Origin of the sequence: Pseudomonas sp. GXM4, assembly GCF_008923895.1 — a bacterium.
Taxonomy (GTDB): domain Bacteria; phylum Pseudomonadota; class Gammaproteobacteria; order Pseudomonadales; family Pseudomonadaceae; genus Aquipseudomonas; species Aquipseudomonas atacamensis.
In genome coordinates, this window is the sequence record NZ_WBRZ01000116.1 from 1 (window position 1) to 16,660 (window position 16,660).

A 16,660-nucleotide genomic window follows, 5' to 3' on the forward strand; every position below is an offset into this window, starting at 1 on the left:
GCTCCGCGTTCCAGCCTCACCCTTGGCGACAGGCTGAAAACCGCTATGACGCAAAGCGTCAGTGGCTGCATTCCCACGCAGAGCGTGGGAACGATCTTAGGTCGGGAATGACTTTTCCCACTGTAGTTGCAGACGTCTCTTCTAGCACGTTCCCTACTCCGGCCCCACCCTGATCGTTCCCACGCTCCGCGTGGTAATGCATCTCGGGACGCTCCGCGTTCCATCTCATTCGCACCGCAAGATTCAAGGATCGAATCCCATGGGCCGCAACCGCTATACGATTACCGAAAGCGACAAACCGCATTTCCTGACCTGCACCGTAATGGAGTGGTTGCCGCTGTTCATCCGCCCGTACATCGTTGAGCACCTGCTCAACTGCTGGCGATATCAACAGGCTCATCATGACTTGAAGCTATACGGCTACGTGATTCTGGAAAACCACCTGCACTTCGTCGCCCAAGCACCCGATCTGAGCAAATGCCTCAGCCAGTTCAAGTCCTTCACCGCGCGACAAATCATCAATGACTTGCAAACCAAAGGCGCCGACAAAGCCTTGCAGCGTCTGCGCTTCAGCAAACGCGCGCATAAGCAGGACCGGGTGTATCAACTGTGGCAAGAAGGTGCGCACGCGGAGATGGTCTACAGCGAATCTGTGATGCGTCAGAAGCTTGAATACATCCACAACAATCCGGTGAAACGCGGATATGTGGACTTACCGGAGCATTGGCGTTATTCGAGTGCCAGGGACTACGCGGGAATGGAGGGAATGATCGAGATTCAGCGCTGGTATTGAAAGGGGACGCGGAGCGTCCCGGGCGGCATTCCCACGCGGAGCGTGGGAACGATCATAAAAGCCTCAGAACTCAATCCGCACATCCCCCTTCGGCACGCTGCAGCACGACAGGATAAATCCTTCCGCCTCGTCATCCTCGGTAATCCCGCCGTTGTGCTCCATCTCCACTTCGCCGCCCAGTTTCATCACCTTGCATGTCCCGCAAATGCCCATGCCGCAGGCTTTCGGGATCATCAGACCGAGCTTGGCGGCGGCTGCGTGGACGGTTTCGCCCGGGCCGACGCGAATGCTTTTGCCGGAGGCGGTGAATTCGACCTGATGCAGATCCGCGGCGTCGATTTCCGGCGCATCGGCGGCTTGTTCGGCCTGTTCCACCGCGTCGGCGCGGGCCTCGGGTGGCGTGGCGCCGAAGGATTCTTCGTGATAGCGCGACATGTCGTAGCCGGCCGCTTCCAGCAGGCGTTTGACCGCGGTCATGTACGGCGTCGGGCCGCAGCAGAACACTTCGCGTTCGAGGAAGTCCGGAACCATAAGTTCGAGCATCTTGTGGTTCAGGTAACCGCGATAACCGGCCCATGGCTCGCCGAGGCCGTGCTTTTCGCAGATCAGGTGCAGGCTGAAGTTGTCGATCCGCGACGCCATGTGCTCGAGTTCGCGGTGGTAAATGATGTCTTTCGGCGAGCGCGCGCTGTGCACGAAAGTCATGTCGACATTGGCGTTGGTGTCGTAGAACCAGCGCGCCATCGACATGCACGGCGTGATGCCGACGCCGCCGCTCAAATACAGAACCTTCGGGCTCGGGAAGTCGATGGCGTTGAACAGCCCGACCGGGCCGTGCACCGCCAGTTCTTGCCCCTCATGCAAAGTGTCGTGCAACCAGTTCGAGACCTTGCCGCCCGGCACGCGCTTGATCGTGACCGAGAAGCTGTACGGCACCGACGGCGAGCTGGAGATGGTGTAGGAGCGCATGATCGGCTGGCCTTCGATTTCAAGCTCCAGGGTGACGAATTGCCCCGGCTTGAAGAAGAACAGGATCGGCTGGTCGGCCATAAAGCAGAAGGTGCGCACATCCCAGGTTTCCTGGATGACTTTGACGCAACGGACAATGTGTCGGCCATTGGCCCAGGTCTGGGTGGTGACCGGATTCAGGAAGCTGTTGGACATGCTGTTCTCCACGGCCGACTGTCGGCCTCTTGTCGGCGATTCTGCGTATAGCGCAGACCGTGCGTTTACCTATCCGCGACATTGACATACTTATCGCGACCAGCCCTTGAACACCGGGGCTTGCGCGTCGGGAACAGATTGCGCCATGTCGCGCATGGATAAGGTTCCCCCCAGCGCCGGCCCCACACTCGCCCCAACACAAGACGACTTCTTTACACCTTGCGTAGCAACCGTTTTGCAGCACACCTGATCAGCCACTTTCGCCGGCCACGCAGAGGGCCATGAGGATTACATCGATGGACGTCACCGCAAAAATCAGCCTGGGCGATCCGCTGGAACCCGCACGCAAGGCCACCGCACAAATGCTCCAGGAGCGCGAGCGCACCTTTTCCCTGCCGCAACCGTTCTACAGCGACGAGCGCCTGTTCGATATCGATATGCAGGAGATCTTCCAGAAGGAATGGTTGATCGCTGGCATGACCTGCGAGATCCCGGCCAAGGGCAACTACCTGACCCTGCAGGTCGGTAAGAACCCGATCATCGTCATTCGTGGCGCCGAGGGCGTGGTGCACGCGTTCCACAACGTCTGCCGCCACCGTGGCTCGCGCCTGTGCACCAGTGAAAAAGGCAAAGTCGCCAAACTGGTCTGCCATTACCACCAGTGGACTTACGAACTGGACGGTCGGCTGTTGTTCGCCGGCACCGAGATGGGCGCCGACTTCGACATGAAGCAGTACGGCCTCAAACCGGTGAACGTGAAAACCGCAGGCGGTTACATCTTCATCAGCTTGGCGGAGAACCCGCCGGCCATCGATGACTTCCTGTCGACGCTTAACCATTACATGGAACCGTACGACATGGAGAACACCAAGGTGGCGATCACCACCACCTTGATGGAAAAGGCCAACTGGAAACTGGTGCTGGAAAACAACCGCGAGTGCTACCACTGCAACGCGTCGCACCCGGAACTGTTGAAAACCCTGCTGGAGTGGGACGACGTCACCGACCCGCGCGCCGATCAGGCGTTCAAGGATCATGTCGCCGCCTCCGCCGCTGCCTGGGAAGCGGAAAAGATCCCTTACGCCCACGCCAGTTTCGGCTTGCGCAACCGCATCGTGCGCATGCCGCTGCTCAAGGGCACCGTGTCGATGACCCTCGACGGCAAACAGGGCTGCGCGAAACTGATGGGCCGCATCAAGAACCCGGACCTGGGCTCAATGCGCATCCTGCACCTGCCGCACTCGTGGAACCACTGCATGGGTGATCACATCATCGTCTTCACCGTGTGGCCGATCAGCGCTCAGGAAACCATGGTCACCACCAAGTGGCTGGTGCACAAGGATGCGGTGGAAGGTGTCGATTACGATGTCGAGCGCATGCGCCAGGTGTGGGACGCGACCAACGATCAGGACCGCCGTCTGGCTGAGGAAAACCAGCGCGGGATCAACTCCACCGCTTACCAGCCGGGGCCTTACTCCAAAACCTATGAATTCGGCGTGGTCAACTTCGTCGATTGGTACAGCGAGCGGATGTTGAACAACCTCGGGGCAGAGCCTGCGCCTTACCTCAAAGGCGTACCGGTCCAGGGCTGATCAAGAACAAAAGATCGCAGCCTGCGGCAGCTCCTACAGGTGGAATGCATTCCCCTGTGGGAGCGAGCCTGCTCGCGAAGGCGTCCTGACCTACATCACAAGTCTCATTGATCAATTTCCGATCAACCACCCCCGACCCCAGACCCACCAAGCCCTCCAGCCTTCCGCAAACAAGTTATCCACACACCCGCCCACAGCAAATGGGGGTAACTGTGGATGAGTCGAAAAATATCTTGCTGATTTGCAAAGAAAAACCGTGACTTATTCTGAATCACAGTTTCTGAAAACGATCGATCGTTTTTTGATCAACGCCATGCAGACCACGGTTTCAAAGGCCTCCAGCGGGTAGCGAACACGTTATCCACAGAAGCGCCAACAGAGATCGGGGACAACTTTCACTCTTCTGTGGAAAACACCTATGACTGGGGAAAACCCGTTCGCCTTAACAGCTCTCGGCGCCCGGGGATCACATTTGATCAATAATTGATCAAGCCAATGGAAGCCACGGTCCATATGGCCTACAGCTGATAGCGAACATCTTATCCACAGAAGCGCCAACAGAGATTGGGGGCAACTTCTCGATTTATACCGAGGGAAAAGCCCGAGAAATCCGTGAGTTACGCTGATCGTTTTTTGATCTTATGGCTGGAAGGCTTGAATGGCGTGGGATGCGCGGAAGGGCGAACACGTTATCCACAGCTTCGCCAACAGGGAATGTGGGTAAGCCGCTTCCCCTCACCCCAACCCTATCCCAGAGGGAGAGGGGGCCGAGGCCGACCGCGTCGACTAGTGAGGTTACATCGACCTGAAACATTGTATTGATCTCAGGCTTGGCCAGACCAAGGCCACCGCCATGTCGCAGGTCGGTGTACTTGGCCAATTCGCCGCGGTAGGTCCCCTCTCCCTCTGGGAGAGGGCTAGGGTGAGGGGCTTTTCAGCGGACAACGCCCTCTTCAATCAGCAGCTTCAGAATCGCCTCCGCCCCAGCCTGCGCGGTAACGCCCTTAAGCACCTGCCCCCCGCCGCCACTGGCCTTGGCCGTCGCAGCCTTCATCCGGTCGGCGCCGCTCTTCGCCTTGATCACCTTCAAGCGCTTGGGCCGTGGCTTGGCCGGTTGCAGCGTGGCGACGGCCAACAATTGGTCCTCCACCACTTCAACGTCGTCGGCGGCCAATTCGCCCCGTCGTGCCGGGCCATACGCGCTCTGCCGAGGCTTCGGTGCGGCGTTATCCACAGTTGCCAGAAACGGCAGTTTGACCTTCAAGCGGCGTCGCTGCCCGCGCGGCAACGCTTGCAGGACCAGCGCCGCCCCGTCATTGATCGATTCGACCTGCGCCAGGCCCACCACCAGCGGCCAGCCCAGACCTTCGGCCAGCAGGAACGGCAACATCCCCGAACCTTCCCCGGTTTCTGCCTGACTGCCGGTCAGCACCACTTGCGCCCCGGCATCGCGCAGGTATGCGGTCAGCGCCGGCAAGGCATCGGCGCCGGCGGGTTGTTCCAGCACATGCAGCTGTTCCAGGCCCATGCCCAGATAGGCACGCAGGGCCGGCTCGGCAACATCACCGGCGTGCAGCACTTGCAGGTTATCCCCAGCCAGTTGCAGGCCCAGTTCCACCGCGCGCGCATCCTGATCGGCGCGCCGTGGCCGACCCGAAGTCGGGTGAGCGCCGATTGAAACCAGACTGATAACGTTCGTGTTCATAGGGTTTCCTTAAGCCGCATCGCGCTTGGCTTCGTTGCGGTAAGCCGCGACCGCTTCGATCAACGCTTGCAGAATCTCTGCGCTTTCGCCGATTACCGAAAGGTCGGCACGCTTGATCATGTCGCAACCCGGATCAAGGTTGATTGCCACCACCTTGTCGCAGGCGCCAATGCCTTGCAGGTGCTGGATTGCGCCAGATATACCCACAGCCACATAGACCCGCGCGGTGACCCAGGTGCCGGACGCGCCAACCTGGCGATCCCGCGCCATGAAGCCGTCGTCCACTGCAACCCGCGAAGCGCCTTCGGTGGCGCCGAGGGCCGCCGCTGTTTCGTGAAACAGCTGCCAATCCTTGACCCCGTTGCCGCCGGAGAAAATGAATTCCGCTTCGGCCATCGGAATCGCTGCCGGATCCACCGCCACGGCACCAAGATCTTCGATTCGCGACAAGCTGCGCGCGACGCTTGTGGATAACTCCACTGGCAACGCTTCGTGACGGGTTTCGCTGACCGGCTCCGCGCATTCGGCAGCGGCGAGAATCAACCGCGCCACTGGACGCGCCAGGTCTTGCAATCCGGCCCCGGCGCGGCCGATGCACTCCTGATCCTTAACCTGCCAGACCCGCGTGGCCGGGCGCTCACCCAAGGCTGCAGCAAAGCGCCGGCCGAGTTCGCCGCCACCGCTGCGGCTGTCCGGCAGCAACCAGTGACGCGGATTGAACTGGTTATCCACAGCGCGCAAGCCCTGCACCCGCTGTTCCGGTGCATAACCGCTGAATTCCTCGCCTTCAAGCACCAGCAGGCGATCGACGCCAGCAGTTTCGAAAGCGCTTTCCTTGTGTTCGCCGAACACCACAGCAAGCACCGCACCATCGGTGCCGGCCAGTTGGTGAGCGAGGCCGAGCAGATCGCGGTCGTGGCTGCTCAGGCGACCACCGACCATATCCGGCACCACGCTGATGTAGAACGCCGGAGCCGGTACCTGATGCAGCGGCAACTGCACTTCAACAGCAGCCGAGCGTTTGACCGCCCCACCCTGCTGCGCGCCGCTGCGGTCAATGCGTTTGATGCCGTTGGGGCCGATAAAACCCATGCCGTGCAGATTCTTGCGGATGACGCCATTGGGCCCCATCCAGCTGTGCTGCGCCGGTTGCATCGCCGCGTGCAGCGGGTGCAAACGGTTACGGGCAATCCATTCGGCGCGCGGGTCGCGGCGGATAATGTCGCTCATCAGTGCACCTCCGCAGGTTCACGTTTGGCCGGGGTGGCAGGCTTGCTTGGCGCGGCGTCCTCAAGCAACGCGTCGGCGACCAGTTCGGCGATGTCCTTGATCAGCGGACGCGGTTCAACCACGCCTTCGAGCATCGCCGTGCACTGTGGACAACCCACCGCCACCAGTTCGGCGCCGGTTTCGCGAATGTCTTCCATGCGCATGTCGGGGATGCGCTGCTTGCCCGGAATGTCAGTGATCGGCGCGCCGCCACCACCGCCGCAGCAGCGCGAGCGGAAGCCGGAACGTTGCATCTCTTTGACTTCGATGCCGAGGGCACGCAGCACTTCACGCGGCGCTTCGTACTCGCCGTTGTAGCGGCCCAGGTAGCACGGATCGTGATAGGTCACGCTGTTGCCTTTGTGCTGACCGAGGTTGAGCGCGCCGGCCTGAATGATTTCCGCCATGTAGGTGCTGTGGTGCTGCACCAGGTAGTTGCCATCGAAGGCGCCGTACTCGTTTTTCAGCACATGGAAACTGTGCGGATCGCAGGTGACGATGCGGTTGAAGCTGTATTTGGCCAACGTCTGGATGTTGCGCTTGGCCAGCAACTGGAACGTAGCCTCGTCGCCGAGACGCCGCGCCACATCGCCGCTGTCACGTTCTTCAAGGCCGAGCACGGCGAAGTCGATGTTGGCCGCTTTCAGCACTTTGACAAACGCGCGCAGGGTGCGCTGGTTGCGCATGTCGAAGGCGCCGTCGCCGACCCAGAACAGCACGTCGGTGGATTTCTTCTCACTGAGCAGATTGAGGTTCAGATCCGCCGCCCAGTTCATCCGCCCGCCCGGGGCGAAACCGCCAGGGTTGTCGGTTGCAATAAGGTTCTCGAGAACTTCGGCACCCTTGTTCGGCGTCGCGCCTTTTTCCAGGGTCAGATGCCGGCGCATGTCGACGATCGCATCGACGTGCTCGATCATCATCGGGCACTCCTCGACGCAGGCACGGCAGGTGGTGCACGACCACAGGGTTTCGGCGTCGACCAGACCGTTGACGATCGGTTGGTGCGGACTGCCGCCATGCTCGCCGATCGGTTTGCCCGGATACGGGCTGCCGGCGAACTTCGCGTCAGTGCCGCCGGCGAGGCCGACGACCATGTCCTGAATCAGTTTTTTCGGGTTCAGCGGCTGGCCGGCGGCGAAGGCCGGGCACGCTGCTTCGCACTTGCCGCACTGCACGCAGGCGTCGAAACCGAGCAACTGGTTCCAAGTGAAATCCTTGGGTTTTTCCACGCCCAGCGGCGCATCGGGATTGTTCAGGTCCAGCGGCTTCAAACCGGTCGAGCGCCCGCCGCCGAAACGTTCCGGGCGACGGTGCCAGGCCAGGTGCAGCGCACCGGCAAAGGCGTGCTTCATCGGCCCGCCCCAGGTCATGCCGAAGAACAGTTCCGACACGCCCCACAGCACACCAACACCGAGGATGGCGGCGAGCACCCAGCCGCCGAAGTTTTCCGGCAGGATCCCCGCCACCGGCAGGGTCACCAGGAAAAACGACGCCGAGAACGCCAGCAGGCTTTTCGGCAAGCGCATCCACGGGCCTTTCGACAGACGCGCAGGCGGATTGACCCGGCGCAGGTACATGAAGATCGCGCCGACAAACATCACCGCCGACATCAGCAGCAAGGCGTAGCCGAGGATGCGGTTATGCAGGCCGAAACCGTGCACCAGAATGGCCAGCACAATCGACGCCACCGCACCGCCCGCCGTGGCAACGTGTGTGTTGGCAATGTATTTGTCCCGCGCGACGACGTGGTGCAGGTCGACCATGTAGCGCTTGGGCATGGCCAGCAGACCGCCGAGCAGATCGACCTTCGCCGCCCGCCCCCGGCGCCACATGTTCATCCGCCGCAACGCGCCGAGGACCGCAAGGCCCAGGGCTGCGAACAACAGGATTGGAAGAAGGGTGTTCAACATCAGAGTCACCTCTGGCGAGCGGCAAACTGCAAGCTACAAGCGGCAAGAAAGAGCAGCATGGATCGGCTGTGCTTTTACTTGCAGCTTGCAGCTTGTGGCTTGCAGCTGAGCCGTCAAAAATCCTTACAGAGCCGAAGTGCGTCGTAAATGGCGGCGTGTGTATTACGCTGCGCCACACAGTCGCCGATGCGGAACAGCAAGTAGCCGTCGCCCGCTTCGCTCAGCGAAGGTTGCGGCTGGATCGCGAACAGCGCTTCGACGTCGATCTGGCCCTTGTTGCGCGAGCCGTCCTTGAGCGCGTAGTAGATTTCCTCGTCCGGGCGCACGCCGTTTTCGACGACCACCTGATCGACCACCCTTTCCTCTTTCGCGCCGGTGTATTCGTTCTCCAGCACCGCGATCAGCTTGTCGCCTTCGCGGTAGACCTTCTCCAGCATCATGTCGCCGGTCATGATCACTTCTTTCGGGTACATGCTGCGGTAGTAGGTCGGGAACGACGTGCCGCCGATGGCCACGCCCGGTTTGATGTCGTCGGTGACGATCTCGACCTGGCTGCCCTTGTCGGCAAGGAAGTCGGCGACCGACATGCCGGTGAACTCGCAAATGGTGTCGTAGACCAGCACGTTCTTGCCCGGCGCAACCTTGCCGTCGAGCACGTCCCAGCTGCTGACCACCAGCCCTTCGGCCGCGCCCCAGTGTTCGTTCTGCTCAAGGTACGGATGACCGCCGACCGCCAGCACCACGACATCCGGACGCAGGTCCATGATGGTGTCGGCATCCGCCGCCGTGCCCAGGCGCAGATCGACTTTCAGCCGCGCCAGTTCCAGTTGGAACCAGCGAGTGATGCCGGCGATCTGGTCACGCTGCGGTGCTTTCGATGCGGTGGTGATCTGCCCGCCGATGAAGTCTTTTTTCTCGAACAGCGTGACGTCGTGGCCACGCTCGGCAGCCACGCGTGCGGCTTCCATCCCGGCCGGGCCGGCACCGACGATCACCACCTTGCGTTTCGGCCCGGTGGATTTCTCGATGATGTGCGGCACGCCCATGTACTCACGGGAGGTCGCGGCGTTCTGGATGCACAGCACGTCCAGCCCCTGATACTGACGGTCGATGCAATAGTTGGCGCCGACGCACTGCTTGATCTGGTCGATCTGGCCCATCTTGATCTTGGCGATCAGGTGCGGGTCGGCGATGTGCGCGCGGGTCATGCCGACCATGTCGACGTAACCGCCCTCAAGGATGCGCGTGGCCTGGTTCGGGTCCTTGATGTTCTGCGCGTGCAACACCGGCACCTTGACCACTTCCTTGATCCCGGCAGCCAGATGCAGGAACGGCTCCGGTGGATAACTCATGTTCGGAATGACGTTGGCCAGGGTGTTGTGCGTGTCGCAACCCGAGCCGACCACGCCGATGAAATCGAGCATGCCGGTGTCGTCGTAATACTTGGCGATCTGCTTCATGTCCTCGTGGGACAAGCCGTCCGGGTGGAACTCGTCACCGCACAGGCGCATGCCCACGCAGAAGTCGTCACCGACCTCGGCGCGCACGGCTTTCAGGACTTCCAGGCCGAACTTCATCCGCCCTTCGAAGCTGCCGCCCCATTCATCGGTACGCTTGTTGACGCGCGGGCTCCAGAACTGGTCGATCATGTGCTGGTGCACGGCCGACAGTTCGACGCCATCGAGGCCACCAGCCTTGGCCCGGCGCGCAGCCTGGGCGTAGTTGCCGATCACTCGCCAGATCTCTTCCGGCTCGATGGTTTTGCAAGTGGCGCGGTGCACCGGTTCACGGATGCCCGAGGGCGACATCAAGGTCGGCCAGTTGAAACCGTCCCAGCGCGAGCGACGACCCATGTGGGTAATCTGGATCATGATCTTGGCGCCATGCTTGTGCATGGCGTCGGCCAGATTCTGGAAGTGCGGAATGATCCGGTCGGTGGACAGATTGACCGAACTCCACCATTCCTGCGGGCTGTCGATCGCCACGACGGACGAACCGCCGCAGATGGCCAGGCCGATACCGCCCTTGGCTTTCTCTTCGTAGTATTTGACGTAGCGGTCGGTGGTCATGCCACCGTCAGTCGCGTAGACCTCGGCGTGCGCGGTGCTGAGCACGCGGTTGCGGATGGTCAGTTTGCCGATCTGGATCGGCTGGAACATTGCTTCGAAAGCCATGGCACGGTCCTCGGCTTACAACGGCTTGACGATGAACAAGCCGTCATCGTGGCCCTCTTCGGAGCCTCCGTAGACTTGTTCGGCGACAGTACGGATCTTGCTGCCACGGGCTTCGAGAATCTGGTCCATGGCGCCGGCGAACCAGCCGGTGAACATGTAATCGACCTTGCGCCCGACCTTGCCGTAGACATAGACAAATGCCGAGTGCTCGAGCTTGACGCTGGCGGTGCCTTTGTCGAGGTCGATGTCCTGAATCTTGAACAGGCCCCAGCCACGCTGCGACAGGCGCTTCATGTAGTGCTCGAACACCGCGACGCCCTCCAGGCCGTGGCATTCGGCTTCCTTTTCACACCAGTGCCAGGCGGATTTGTAGCCGGCCTTGTAGAGGATCTCGGCATAGGCTTCAGCGCCGAGCACTTCCTCGATGCCCATGTGGTTGTTGACGAAAAAGTGACGCGGCACATACAGCATTGGCAGGGCGTCGGAGGTCCAGACACCGGTCTCGCTGTCGACTTCGATAGGCAATTGCGGGGCGATCTTGGCCATGGAAACTTAACTCCAGAAAAATGATGGTTCAGTGTTGGCCGCGGCCCTCACCCCAGCCCTCTCCCGCAGGAGAGGGGGCAGATCGGCGGCGGTCTTGAGAAAGCGTTATTCGCCCCAGACGTTCTTAAGAACGCTTACCCAGTTCTCGCCCATGATCTTGCGCACCACGCGCTCGGAATGGCCGCGCTTGAGCAGGGTTTCAGTGAGGTTGGGGAATTCGCCGACGGTGCGGATGCCCAGCGGGTTGATGATCTTGCCGAAGCTGGTCAGGCGGCGGGCGTAGCCCTTGTCGTGAGTCAGGTATTCGAAGAAGTCCTGGCCGTGACCCTGAGTGAAATCGGTGCCGATACCGATGGCGTCTTCGCCGACGATGTTCATGGTGTATTCAATGGCTTCGGCGTAATCGTCGATGGTCGAATCGATGCCCTTGGCGAGGAACGGCGCGAACATGGTCACGCCGACGAAACCGCCGTGGTCGGCAATGAACTTCAGCTCGGCATCGGACTTGTTGCGCGGGTGCTCTTTGAGACCCGACGGCAGGCAGTGCGAGTAGCAGACCGGTTTTTTCGATTCGAGAATGACTTCTTCGGAGGTCTTGGAACCGACGTGGGACAGGTCGCACATGACGCCGACGCGGTTCATCTCGGCAACGATCTCGCGACCGAAACCTGACAGGCCGCCATCACGCTCGTAGCACCCGGTGCCGACCAGATTCTGGGTGTTGTAGCACATCTGCACGATGCCAACGCCGAGCTGCTTGAACACCTCGACGTAGCCAATCTGGTCTTCGAACGCGTGGGCATTCTGGAAGCCGAAGAGGATGCCGGTCTTGCCTTGTTCCTTGGCGCGACGGATGTCGGCGGTGGTGCGCACAGGCATCACCAGGTCGCTGTTTTCGCGGATCAGTTTCTGGCTGGCAGCAATGTTGTTCACGGTCGCCTGAAAGCCTTCCCACACCGACACAGTGCAGTTGGCCGCCGTCAGACCGCCCTTGCGCATGTCTTCGAACAGCTCGCGGTTCCATTTGGCAATGATCAGACCGTCGATAACGATGCTGTCGGCGTGTAATTCGGCTGGGCTCATCAGGCGTCCCCTTATTGGCGATTCATGCGCCGAATCGTCTGCCGGCGCTTTGGGGCCAGCATATGCCTCGGTGCCGGGGCGACCGGGTGCAAAAACGACAGGGGAATTGCCGAAAGCGTCAATCCGCGACAAAGGGTCGTCAGCCGCCCTCCTCGGCTGGCTGTTCAAGCCCGCGCGCTTGCGCCAGAATCTGCCGCAGCCTGCACCTACCAACGGATTAGAGCGACCCCAATGAAATCAATAATCCTCGCCCTGGCACTGATTGCGACCGGCGCCCACGCCGCCGAAGAATCCGAGAACAACCCGTGCGACGCGGTGGAAAACGACATCCAGACCCTGGAATGCTCCGCCTACAGCCGCAGCACCGCCGAAGACCTGCTCAAAGACAATTACGCCAGCCTCAACGAACGCATGCAGACCGCGTACGGCAAGAACCCGATGCAACTGGCCGACATCACCGCCAAACTGAAAACCGCCCAGCAGCAGTGGTTGAAGACGCGGGATGCGGATTGCGCGGTGGAAGCGTTCCCGGCCACGGCGGGAAGCAAGGCCTTCACCATTGCGCAGAATGATTGTGTCGCGCGGATGAGTGATGAACGGTCGGAGTTTTTGGAGTCGATCGGGCAGGAGTGAGTGTTTTGAGCTGTAAGCTGAACCTCTTAAGCCAGTCTAAGGATTCCCATGAACATCTGCGGCATTGAAATCAAAGGCAGCGAAGCGATCATCGCCGTGGCGGCGCTCGATGGTTCGACGTTGAGCCACGTCCCTCTCGCCACGAAGAAGATTGCTCTGGATGATGATGACGAGGCGGCGAACGTGCGGCGGTTTGCGGCGCAGGTGGCGTCGTTTGTGCGGGAGAACTCGGTGGACCGGATTGCGATCAAAAAGCGCAGCAAAAAGGGCGAGTTTGCCGGTGGGCCGACGACGTTCAAGATCGAGGGTGTGTTTCAGTTGCTTGATGGCTGTGAGGTGACGCTGCTGTCGCCACAGACGATCAATGCCCAGGCCAAGAAGCACAATTTCGAGCTGCCGGGGACGTTGAACAAATATCAGCATGAGGCTTACAAGGCGGCGTGCTCGGCGTTGGTGAAGAAATAACCCGATTCCCGAAATCACCTTCGAACCTGTGGGAGCGGGCTTGCCCGCGATGGCGGTGTGTCCGGCAATAACAATGTTGGATGTGCTGGCCTCATCGCGGGCAAGCCCGCTCCCACAGGGTTCTAGGGTGTTGCTGAAACCATTCACGCCTGTGCGGTACGCCGGTCTTCGCGGGGGCAGCGGGCGAAACGCGCGCGGTAACTGCGGGTGAAATACGACGGTGATTCAAACCCGCAGGCAATGCTGACTTCGAGCACGCTCATATCGGTCTGGCGCAGCAATTGCCGGGCCTTCTCAAGCCTCAACCGCAGATAGAAGTTGCTCGGCGTATCGTTCAGATGCAGCCGGAACAAACGCTCCAGTTGCCGCCGGGTCACCTTGATCGACTCGGCCAGTTGCAACGTGGTCAGCGGCGGTTCGCTGTGCTGTTCCATTTCGCCGATCACCTGCACCAGTTTCTTGTTGTTGATCCCGTAACGCGTGGCGACTTCCATGCGCTGGTGATCCTTGCGCGGGCGGATGCGCCCGAGCACAAACTGCTCGCTGACCTGAATCGCCAGTTGCGGGCCGTGGGCCTGGGCGATCAGGTCGAGCATCAGATCAATCGAGGCCGTACCTCCCGCCGAGGTGATCCGCCGGCGGTCGATCTCAAACAGTTCTTGGGTGACGCTGAGCTGTGGATAAGACTCCTTGAACGCATCGATCGCCTCCCAGTGCAGGGTCAGGCGATGGCCATCGAGCAGGCCCGCTTCGGCGAGGACGAAGCTGCCGGTGTCGATGGCGCCGAGGGTTACGCCTTCGTTGTCCAGCCTGCGCAACCAGTGCTCCAGCGTCGGCGTGATGAACTTCAGCGGTTCGAAGCCGGCCACCACCAGCAAGGTCGCGCCTTTCTTCAGCGGCTCCAGTGCCGCATCGGCGTTGACCGACATGCCGTTGCTCGCCAATACCGCGCCGCCATCGGCGCTGAGCACATGCCAGCGGTACAACTCGCCGCGAAAGCGGTTGGCCACGCGCAACGGTTCGATCGCGGAAATAAAGTCGATGGCGGAGAACCCCGGCATCAGCAAAAAGTAGAAATCCTGGGACATGGGCGCACTCGGTTGGCGGGTCGCGTGGCTCGTTGATACGCCGATTATCGGCGGCGTTCAAGCGTGCAGGTCGCTACAGTGCAAATGCCAGTCGCCGCAGTGCGCTTTCACGGGTGCATAGCTGCGTAACTTGGCCTCACCGGCGCGCAGATGCCGGGAACCACAATAATCGAACTGCCGAGGAACCCGACATGAAACGACTGATCAGCAGCTGCGTTCTTGCACTCAGCGGCACCGCTTTCTTCAGCACCGGCGTGATGGCGGCCGAACCGGCCTCCTGCAAGAACGTACGCATGGGCGTGGTCAACTGGACCGATGTGATCGCCACCAGTGCCATGACCCAGGTCCTGCTCGACGGCCTCGGCTACAGCACCAAACAGACCAGCGCCTCGCAGCAGATCATCTTCGCCGGGATTCGCGATCAGCGCCTGGACCTGTTCCTCGGCTACTGGAACCCGCTGATGACCCAGACCATCACGCCATTCGTCGAGGCCAATCAGGTCAAAGTGCTCGAAGCACCGAGCCTGAAAGACGCCCGCGCCACCCTCGCCGTGCCGACCTATCTGGCTGACAAGGGCCTGAAAACCTTCGCTGACATCGCCAAATTCGAGAAGGAATTGGGCGGCAAGATCTACGGCATCGAGCCAGGCTCGGGCGCCAACACGCAGATCAAAGCGATGATCGCCAAGAACCAGTTTGGTCTGGGCAAATTCCAACTGGTCGAATCGAGCGAGGCCGGCATGCTCGCCGCCGTTGACCGCGCCGTACGGCGCAAGGAAGCCGTGGTGTTCTTCGGCTGGGCGCCGCACCCGATGAACGTCAACATTCAGATGACCTACCTGACCGGCAGCGAAGACGCCCTCGGCCCGAACGAAGGCATGGCCACGGTGTGGACGGTCACGTCACCGAAGTACGCCGAGCAATGCCCGAACATCGGCCGCCTGCTGGCCAACCTGACGTTCACCGCCGAATCCGAGAGCCGGATGATGCAGCCGCTGCTCGATCACAAGGACGCCTTCGAGTCGGCGAAGCAGTGGCTCAAGGATCACCCCGAAGACAAACAGCGCTGGCTTGAAGGTGTGACGACTTTCGATGGCAAACCGGCTGCTGAAAACCTCCAGCTGACCAGCAAATAACCCTTTATTGAACCTCCCTCTCCCAGATGGGAGAGGCCACTGAAACACGCTTCGCAGCCCCGCCACGGGCTGCGGACAGACCCATCACGCCTGAAGGAAACGCATCATGAACCACGACGTCATCATCACCTGCGCACTCACCGGTGCTGGCGACACGACCGCCAAAAGTCCACACGTGCCGGTCACCCCGAAACAGATTGCCGCTGCCGCGGTGGAAGCGGCCAAGGCCGGCGCCACCGTCGTGCACTGCCATGTGCGCGACCCGCAGACCGGCAAGTTCAGCCGTGACGTGGCGCTGTACCGCGAAGTGATGGAGCGCATCCGCGAGGCGGACGTCGACATCATCGTCAACCTCACCGCCGGGATGGGCGGCGACCTGGAAATCGGCCCTGGCGAGAAACCGATGGAGTTCGGCCCGAACACCGATCTGGTCGGTCCGCTGACCCGTCTCGCCCATGTTGAAGAACTGCTGCCGGAAATCTGCACCCTCGATTGCGGCACGCTGAACTTCGGCGACGGCGACACCATTTACGTCTCCACCCCGGCGCAACTGCGCGCCGGCGCCAAGCGCATCACCGAGCTGGGCGTGAAGGCCGAACTGGAGATTTTCGACACCGGGCATCTGTGGTTCGCCAAGCAGATGATCAAGGAAGGCTTGCTCGACAACCCGTTGTTCCAGCTGTGTCTGGGCATCCCGTGGGGCGCGCCGGCCGACACCACCACGATGAAAGCCATGGTCGACAACCTGCCCGCCGACGCGGTGTGGGCCGGCTTCGGCATCGGCCGCATGCAGATGCCGATGGCGGCGCAAGCGGTGCTGCTGGGCGGCAACGTGCGGGTCGGGCTGGAGGACAACCTGTGGCTGGACAAAGGCGTGCTGGCGACCAATGGCCAATTGGTCGAACGCGCCACGGAAATCCTCAGCCGCCTCGGTGCCCGCGTGCTGACGCCGGCAGAAGGTCGCAAAAAAATGGGCCTGACCCAGCGCGGCTGAACCTCACCCTTTCTCCCTGTGAACATAAATTTTGTGGTGAGGGGATTTATCCCCGATGGGTGGCGAAGCCGCCCCAAAACCTGACAACCCGGGGCATCAGATAGACCG

The 16,660-nt window shown here is 61.1% G+C and carries 14 protein-coding genes; 6 read left to right on the forward strand and 8 right to left on the reverse strand.

Annotation, left to right across the window (positions count from 1 at the left end):
- Positions 1-259: 259 nt before the first annotated feature.
- Positions 260-793, forward strand: coding sequence for a transposase (locus tag F8N49_RS15645; protein ID WP_151551869.1), 534 nt, complete (start codon positions 260-262; stop codon positions 791-793).
- Positions 794-856: 63 nt separating this feature from the next.
- Here F8N49_RS15645 and gbcB read toward each other — a convergent pair whose 3' ends face one another.
- Positions 857-1,957, reverse strand: a complete 1,101-nt coding sequence (gbcB, locus tag F8N49_RS15650) for a glycine-betaine demethylase subunit GbcB (RefSeq protein ID WP_016772824.1) — start codon at positions 1,955-1,957, stop codon at positions 857-859.
- Positions 1,958-2,253: 296 nt separating this feature from the next.
- Between gbcB and gbcA the strand changes: the two genes are divergently transcribed.
- Positions 2,254-3,549 carry a glycine-betaine demethylase subunit GbcA gene (gbcA, locus tag F8N49_RS15660; RefSeq protein ID WP_016772823.1) on the forward strand — a complete coding sequence of 432 codons (1,296 nt, stop codon included), beginning with the start codon at positions 2,254-2,256 and terminating at the stop codon, positions 3,547-3,549.
- 934 nt (positions 3,550-4,483) lie between these two features.
- Here gbcA and F8N49_RS15665 read toward each other — a convergent pair.
- The 6 genes from F8N49_RS15665 to F8N49_RS15690 form a co-directional block, all read right to left on the reverse strand.
- Positions 4,484-5,254, reverse strand: coding sequence for an electron transfer flavoprotein subunit beta (locus F8N49_RS15665; protein WP_151551870.1), 771 nt, complete (start codon positions 5,252-5,254; stop codon positions 4,484-4,486).
- 9 nt (positions 5,255-5,263) lie between these two features.
- Positions 5,264-6,484: an electron transfer flavoprotein subunit alpha/FixB family protein gene (locus F8N49_RS15670; protein ID WP_151551871.1), complete on the reverse strand. Its 1,221-nt coding sequence runs from the start codon at positions 6,482-6,484 to the stop codon at positions 5,264-5,266.
- Complete coding sequence (dgcB, locus tag F8N49_RS15675; protein WP_151551872.1) at positions 6,484-8,433, reverse strand: dimethylglycine demethylation protein DgcB; 1,950 nt, start codon at positions 8,431-8,433, stop codon at positions 6,484-6,486. The genes F8N49_RS15670 and dgcB overlap by 1 nt, the downstream gene beginning before the upstream one ends.
- 113 nt (positions 8,434-8,546) lie before the next feature.
- A complete protein-coding gene (gene dgcA, locus F8N49_RS15680) occupies positions 8,547-10,607 on the reverse strand; it encodes a dimethylglycine demethylation protein DgcA (RefSeq protein ID WP_041476756.1) in 2,061 nt (686 codons plus the stop codon).
- A 15-nt stretch (positions 10,608-10,622) separates the two neighbouring features.
- Positions 10,623-11,153: a 4-vinyl reductase gene (locus F8N49_RS15685; RefSeq protein ID WP_039757633.1), complete on the reverse strand. Its 531-nt coding sequence runs from the start codon at positions 11,151-11,153 to the stop codon at positions 10,623-10,625.
- Between the two features lie 105 nt (positions 11,154-11,258).
- Complete coding sequence (locus F8N49_RS15690) at positions 11,259-12,236, reverse strand: dipeptidase (RefSeq protein WP_024014597.1); 978 nt, start codon at positions 12,234-12,236, stop codon at positions 11,259-11,261.
- Between the two features lie 231 nt (positions 12,237-12,467).
- Here F8N49_RS15690 and F8N49_RS15695 point away from each other — a divergent pair, with 231 nt between their 5' ends.
- Positions 12,468-12,869: a lysozyme inhibitor LprI family protein gene (locus F8N49_RS15695; protein ID WP_122706822.1), complete on the forward strand. Its 402-nt coding sequence runs from the start codon at positions 12,468-12,470 to the stop codon at positions 12,867-12,869.
- Between the two features lie 48 nt (positions 12,870-12,917).
- On the forward strand, positions 12,918-13,334 hold the full coding sequence (locus tag F8N49_RS15700; protein ID WP_016772815.1) for a DUF3010 family protein: 417 nt from the start codon (positions 12,918-12,920) through the stop codon (positions 13,332-13,334).
- A 143-nt stretch (positions 13,335-13,477) separates the two neighbouring features.
- On the opposite strand, the gene F8N49_RS15710 is transcribed toward F8N49_RS15700, so the two are convergent.
- On the reverse strand, positions 13,478-14,422 hold the full coding sequence (locus tag F8N49_RS15710) for a GlxA family transcriptional regulator (RefSeq protein ID WP_151551873.1): 945 nt from the start codon (positions 14,420-14,422) through the stop codon (positions 13,478-13,480).
- A 191-nt stretch (positions 14,423-14,613) separates the two neighbouring features.
- On the opposite strand from F8N49_RS15710, the gene F8N49_RS15715 reads away from it, so the two are divergent.
- Both F8N49_RS15715 and F8N49_RS15720 read left to right on the forward strand, forming a co-directional pair.
- Entirely contained in the window at positions 14,614-15,558 is a 945-nt protein-coding gene (locus F8N49_RS15715) for a choline ABC transporter substrate-binding protein (RefSeq protein WP_024014601.1), read from the forward strand.
- Between the two features lie 106 nt (positions 15,559-15,664).
- Positions 15,665-16,552, forward strand: coding sequence for a 3-keto-5-aminohexanoate cleavage protein (locus F8N49_RS15720; protein WP_024014602.1), 888 nt, complete (start codon positions 15,665-15,667; stop codon positions 16,550-16,552).
- Positions 16,553-16,660: the final 108 nt, after the last annotated feature.